This window comes from Bacillus sp. m3-13 (assembly GCF_000175075.1).
Lineage (GTDB): Bacteria > Bacillota > Bacilli > Bacillales > Bacillaceae_I > Sutcliffiella_A > Sutcliffiella_A horikoshii_C.
Genome location: NZ_ACPC01000015.1, coordinates 230,448 through 236,728, shown reverse-complemented (window position 1 = coordinate 236,728; position 6,281 = coordinate 230,448). Strand labels below are relative to the sequence as shown.

Annotated in this window: 7 protein-coding genes; 1 reads left to right on the top strand and 6 read right to left on the bottom strand. The window is 34.9% G+C overall.

All coding sequences use genetic code 11. The annotated features are described in order from the left end of the window. Positions 1–332: 332 nt before the first annotated feature. Positions 333–1,175, bottom strand: a complete 843-nt coding sequence (gene xerA, locus M313_RS0108060) for a site-specific tyrosine recombinase/integron integrase (protein ID WP_010194057.1) — start codon at positions 1,173–1,175, stop codon at positions 333–335. A gap of 331 nt (positions 1,176–1,506) precedes the next feature. On the opposite strand from xerA, the gene M313_RS0108055 reads away from it, so the two are divergent. Beyond that, positions 1,507–2,463: a calcium/sodium antiporter gene (locus tag M313_RS0108055; RefSeq protein ID WP_010194056.1), complete on the top strand. Its 957-nt coding sequence runs from the start codon at positions 1,507–1,509 to the stop codon at positions 2,461–2,463. 743 nt (positions 2,464–3,206) lie between these two features. Here M313_RS0108055 and M313_RS26125 read toward each other — a convergent pair. The 5 genes from M313_RS26125 to M313_RS0108030 form a co-directional block, all read right to left on the bottom strand. Continuing rightward, on the bottom strand, positions 3,207–3,362 hold the full coding sequence (locus tag M313_RS26125) for a hypothetical protein (protein ID WP_010194054.1): 156 nt from the start codon (positions 3,360–3,362) through the stop codon (positions 3,207–3,209). Positions 3,363–3,523: 161 nt separating this feature from the next. Further along, positions 3,524–3,715, bottom strand: coding sequence for a hypothetical protein (locus tag M313_RS0108045; RefSeq protein WP_010194053.1), 192 nt, complete (start codon positions 3,713–3,715; stop codon positions 3,524–3,526). A gap of 309 nt (positions 3,716–4,024) precedes the next feature. Next, entirely contained in the window at positions 4,025–5,260 is a 1,236-nt protein-coding gene (locus M313_RS0108040) for an FtsW/RodA/SpoVE family cell cycle protein (RefSeq protein ID WP_010194052.1), read from the bottom strand. Continuing rightward, positions 5,257–5,658: a helix-turn-helix domain-containing protein gene (gene lstR, locus M313_RS0108035; RefSeq protein ID WP_010194051.1), complete on the bottom strand. Its 402-nt coding sequence runs from the start codon at positions 5,656–5,658 to the stop codon at positions 5,257–5,259. The genes M313_RS0108040 and lstR overlap by 4 nt, the downstream gene beginning before the upstream one ends. After that, positions 5,591–6,148 carry a sigma-70 family RNA polymerase sigma factor gene (locus tag M313_RS0108030; RefSeq protein WP_234946554.1) on the bottom strand — a complete coding sequence of 186 codons (558 nt, stop codon included), beginning with the start codon at positions 6,146–6,148 and terminating at the stop codon, positions 5,591–5,593. Before M313_RS0108030 ends, lstR begins: the two co-directional genes overlap by 68 nt. Positions 6,149–6,281: the final 133 nt, after the last annotated feature.

Here is a 6,281-nt window from a genome sequence, read left to right as displayed (position 1 = left end):
CCTCTAAAGTCTTGAGCACGAGCTACATGCTTGAACTTCGCAATATCTACACCTATAATCAGTGTTTCAGAAGTAATTTGAGCAATCTTTTCATTTTGGTTATAATTCATATTGAATGCCTCCTGGTAAATATGTTTTGTCCTTTTCGCTGGCCAGCTTCAGGACACTCATATCATACCAAGAGGTTATTTTTTTGTTCAAACCTCATTTTTCTTCATTACAGGAATGCTGCCCGATTGCTTAATACCAATTATTTCAAAAACAAGTGATAAACTCAATCTTTTATTTTCATTCAATATAAAAAATCACGCTCAATTTCGAACGTGATTTTTTTAAAAGTATTTGCTATAGAGATCTTTTCTCAATTTCCCACTTAGCTGAGCATAAATTCTCGTTGTTTCACTTTTTTCATGTCCAAGTAAACTCTGTATTACTTCCAGTGGAGCGCCATTGTTAATCATATGAGTAGCGTAGCTATGCCTTAATTGATGTGGATGAATGTTCTTCTTAATCCCGGCTCCAGAAGAAATACGCTTAATGATGTATCTTATTAAGTCGATACTCATTCTTCTCTTAGGTCTCCTCTCGGTTATGAACAAACTCTGGTCCTGGTCATCTCGCTCATCCAGATATCTCTTTAACCACAAGGAGCACCGAGTATTGAAATATACCTCTCGTTCTTTATCCCCTTTTCCATGAACGATGACCGAATTTGAAGCGAAATTGATATCATCACGATTAAGTTTAACAACTTCGCCAATACGGCAACCAGTTGAATAAAAGAATTCAAATAACGCATTCTCCATGGAGTTTTGACAGGATTCACGGAGGTGTTCAATTTCAAGTTCGGTTAAGAATTTTGGAATTCGTTTCCCTAGCTTAGGTTCTTTCAACTTAGCTGCAGGATTCTTTTTTATAAACCCTTCGTCATTTGCCCATTTAAATAATGACCTAATACATCGAACTCTATGCCCCAAACTAGAGGGTTTTAAATGTGTGCTTCCCTTGATCAAATATTCTTTTAACTGATCTGTGGTCAGTATGTTCAGTTCGATATCTCCAAAGTAGCGCAACAACATATTATATTGAAAACAATAGGTTTTTAATGTTAGCGGTGAATACCCCTCTATCTTTTTATCAAGCTGGTATTTCTCCCAAACTTGTGACAATAACATCTACACCACTCTCCTAGTTTACAAACCAATTAATCTTAAGAATAGTATTGACTAGAAAAGTAGGTTTTATACGATTTTATTCAACAATCTAGGGGAATGGTTTAGTTTAGGATAGTACATAGAGGTTGGGAAACATAGGAAAAGGCGCTTTCGTTACTACTGAAAAGCGCCCGATTGTTTAATATATTTTTCTCTTGAAGAGTATATTTGTACAGTAATTTTGTCTTACCCATATAATTTTTGAATCAGCCCTTTACTTATAGTAAAGTTTATGTATATTGTTTAAGCAATTGATAAACAATCTATGGACGTATATGAAAGAGGTGAACATATGACATACCTTATATTGCTTGTAGGATTTGCTCTTCTAATTAAGGGAGCTGACTATTTTGTGGAAGGATCCTCGAAAATAGCACAAACTTTGAGGGTTTCACCAATGTTGATTGGATTGACAATCGTAGCCTTTGGTACGAGCGCTCCTGAGGCATCGGTTAGCTTTATTGCTGCCTTCGAAGGAAACAGTGATGTTGCTATTGGAAATGTCGTTGGAAGCAATATCTTTAATGTAACTTTCATTTTAGGAGTTACTGCACTTGTATTCCCATTGGCTGTACAGAACGATACTATAAGGAAGGAAATCCCTTTTGCTTTATTGGGAGCTGTTTCGTTGCTAATACTTATTAGCGATGTTCAACTTCAATACTCAGAATTCAATCTAATCACTAGAACTGAGGGTATCCTTTTACTACTATTCTTTGCAGTTTTTCTTTACTATGTATTTGAGATGGCAAGGAACAGTCGTGGTAAGACAGAGAACGAAAATCCTAATGTGGTGGAGCCATCATGGATGAAAAACATTGTATTTACAATTGGCGGCCTTGCTGGAATTGTATTTGGAGGTTATCTTGTAGTTGAAAACAGCATCCAAATTGCTCTTTCACTTGGGATGAGTGAAACTCTTGTTGGTTTAACCATAGTGGCAGTTGGAACATCGCTTCCTGAATTGGTCACTTCTGTAACCGCAGCCTTGAAGAAACAAACAGAGATTGCTCTAGGTAATATTGTTGGTAGTAATATTTTCAATATCTTTTTCATCTTAGGAGCTTCAGCAAGTATTCACCCATTAGCTGTAGATCCAAAAATATTTTTAGATATGTGGTTAATGATTTTTGTGACATTATTATTATTGATCATATCAAGAACACATCACAAGATTTCGAGGATAGAAGGCACCATATTGGCGATTATCTACATTGTTTACCTGGCTTTTATTATTTTCCGAAATTAGCCAAAATGGAAGTGAGATCAGATTATTGAAAGAAAGCATAGTACCATTCACCCTAATGCCTAGTATCAAGTCTTCTTAACTGAAATAGAAAATTATGGTCATTCTTATGAATTAAAACCACCAGTGTAAACTGGTGGTTTGCTCTGCGGATTAAAGCCTTTGTTACAGGCCTTAGCCTCCTTTTCTCTTTTGCACCACTTAAGCCCTATTTGTTCGACCTTATCCGTCTTTACGTAATAACAAAGTGTTACTCCACAATATGACCCTTAAATACAAAATGAGCACCGATTCTTTTTCAAGAATGGCGCCCGATTGCCGAAGACTCGATTTCGAGATAACTTGGATTTGTTCTTCAATTAAAGCCCTATATAACAGAAAACCCAGTAACCCTAATTATTGGTCTATATCTTTTGTCCCGTTGATTTTATTTCTTTTTTAAAACAAACACTTCTCTAATAAAAGCCCCCACAATTGCAGATAGAAAGATGATAACAATTAAGTTTACAACTCTCACAAATGTATGAGGGGCGTAAATAACTGGTACACTTTGAATAATAACGAGTAGACCTAAAATTACAGACATCAGTATAAAATATTTCGGTGTAGCTTCCCTTCGTTTATCTATTGCACTCGCCCCTTTGAATATTCAATTTGTACGCATATCCTTATTCCACAATCCTGCCCTAATCTTAAGTTAGGGGCGATCTGCTATGCTGAAATCGCCCCCCCAGTTAGCTGAATAGCTATAGTAAGTTTTCGTCCACATAGTTCAGATAGAAATTAAGAAAGATTCCTGTTAAAAACCCCAGCTTAATATTTGTAATAAATAATCCCCCAAATCCCTCCAACCATAACGTTAAAGCTCCGCCTATAAAAGCTAAAACTATTCCTATCCACATAGCCACCCCCCCATATATTTATCTTCATTTAAAATCTGCTTCACAGGAATGCTACCCTATTGCTTAATACCAATTATTTCAAATATCAGACATTTACTCAAGATATATTCCCATAAAAAGATGCTTATCTTGTTGCAGATAAGCACCCGTTAATAAAAAAATTATTTTTCTTGTTGCCCTTTATTCTGTTTTATTGTTATCAATTTTGACATGACAAAGTGAACTACTGCAATAGTTAGTAAAAAGTCTCTATATGCCTCACTTGTCCCATCCAAGAAACCAGCAACAATAGAGAAAAACCCAAACGAAATTACAAGCAAAGCCAGAACATAATACTCAATTTTTAGTTCCATTTAATATCCCCCTTTATTACACATTCCTGCTTCGTTAGCACAAGAAGCGACTGTTCTTATTGATCAATTGCGCCCGATTGCTGAAGACTCGATATCAAGATAACTACATATTTTTTCAACTATAGCCTTCGATTCCCGCTATCAAATCAGTCAACTTTAAGCTTCGTCATTTTTTTAAAAAGTTCTTCAAAATAAATAAGAACAATTCGAGCATTTTATCTTTGAAGAGGAACAAAACTTACCTTCACATCTTACAACACCTTCAATCTTCTAATATTTAAATAATAATTTCCTATTCTTTGAATATGGCTAGCATTCTTTCCATATTAAATGCTTTCTTCTAAACGTACTCAGCAAAATTCCAATAAATATTGCATTAAGTAAAATTGGCTGTATTCCATAGCTTAAAAATGGCACTTGGACTGCCATAATTGGAACAAGACCGGTAATCATCCCTAGGTTATAGAGCAATTGAAATGCAAATAATGTAGAACTTCCAACTATAAGGAGTTTACCGAATTCAGATTTAATTTCACTTATTATTCTCACAGCCCTATATAATAAAAATAGTAACGCGGACAATAATAGAAAAGATATTATATATCCTAGGCCATATATTATGGTCACAGCTGCCAGCTCTGTATGAGGTAGCACTATATCAGCCGGTATCCCTTGTGGAAGTAATGAAGCGTCTGATAATATTTTTTTTGCGACCGTCGTTCCGTAATGATCATACCTAGTAATTCTATCTATATAATGGGGTGCAAGAGGAATAAACATAATTCCTAGGACTGGAAGTATAATTAAAATGCCTACCGTTCTATATCGTTTACTATATAGTAGCATTCCAATAACCATTACAAAGAGAGCTATCGTCATCGCTAAGTTGTGCACAGATATCATCATTAGAAATGAAAGCAGTAAGCATGATACAAGCTGTACCCATTGAATCCGGTTAATAGGCTTCGCTAAGTATCCTGCAACAGCTACTAAAAAGAAAGGAATCATCATTGTAGAGTCAAGGATTGGCTTCATAAAATACGGTCTACCATTGGTTGTACCAAACCAGCTAGTTAAAACCCCATATTTATTATGTAAAACAAAGAATAACAAAAACGAAACAGCACCTATCAGTAAAGGCATTTTATATTTCTCCCACACCCGGTAATTAGAAAACATGATGAATACTGCAACTATCATTCCTATTCCAATTGAAATACTTTTATTTAACCAACTTAAATGAAACCCCGAATCTTCAAGTAGAAACAATAGCAAGTAACCCGCCAACAACAAGATAAGAAACACTCCAATTGTCACCCAATCGAACATTGGCTTATATAACTGATTAAATCGTTTGCCTACAGTTACTGGATTTCCCATTTCATCTATTGCTTTTCTTTCCGCATCTTGCATTGTGAATCCTTTCTCTTCCAGTTCTTTTATTTTCTTTTGAATATGGTATTGTAATTCTTTTTCTACAAGGTCTTTTGCTTCTTTAGAACTTATCCATTGGGTAACGGATTGAAGATAATGAAACTTACTCATACATTTCTTCCTCCGCTCCATAATTCTTGTAGCCTTTTACTAAACTTTTTATTTGTGGATTCTTCTAATTCCTCCAGATGTTTAAGCCCTTTTCTATTCAGTACATAGCGTTTTTCTTCGTATATCCAACGGCTTAAAAGCAACTGTTTTTGTTCTAATTCGTGTAGATCCGTGTAAAGAACAGCTTCTGATTGATCATAATTTGTTATTCCTCTGGCACGCAATCCTTGTAGTAGTTCGGTTCCTGATTTTTCTTTTCTTAATAGTTGTAGGATGGACAGTCTAAAATTTTCACTATAGCTTTTTCTAATAGAGTCCATTTGCTTCTTTTCAAAAGTCAGTTCTTTTAACACCGTATTTTTCATTGATTTCCGCAAATTCTTCAATTTTTCTTCCATTGTTATTTTCCTCCCATTCTTTTTTTAGGAGTTGCTTTGCCTTACGCAATCTGGTTTTAATAGTATTTAAGTTAACGTTCAAAATTTCCTCAATTTCAACCAAGGAATGCTCTTCAAAATAATATAAATATACAACTTCACGATATTTAACAGGCAACAAAAGCACTGCTTCAGCAAGCATTTTATCCTCTTCTTTTCTAATAACTTCCTTCTCTATTACCTCTCTGCTAGTTCCTATAGCTAAATCGTTTGGATTATTTTCTAAAGATACGTGGCGGAAATGCCAGCTTCTCAAGTAATCTTTACAATGATTTATGGCAATACGCCATAACCATGTTTTCACAGAAGCTGACCCTTTGTATGTATGTAAAGATTGATAACACTTAATAAAAACTTCCTGCGTTAAATCCTGTGCAGCCTCTTTATTTCTCACATACGAATATGTCAAGTAAAGAAGTTCCTGACCATGCTTTTCCATTAAGTGAGTCATCACTTCATCTTCATTGTTGCATTCTGTCTTCAAATACAGTAAATCCACTTATTTCACCTCTTTTTCCTGTATATTAGACGATGCTCAATCTAAAAGAGTTTTATATTTTGACTAAATTCAACAGTTATGGATT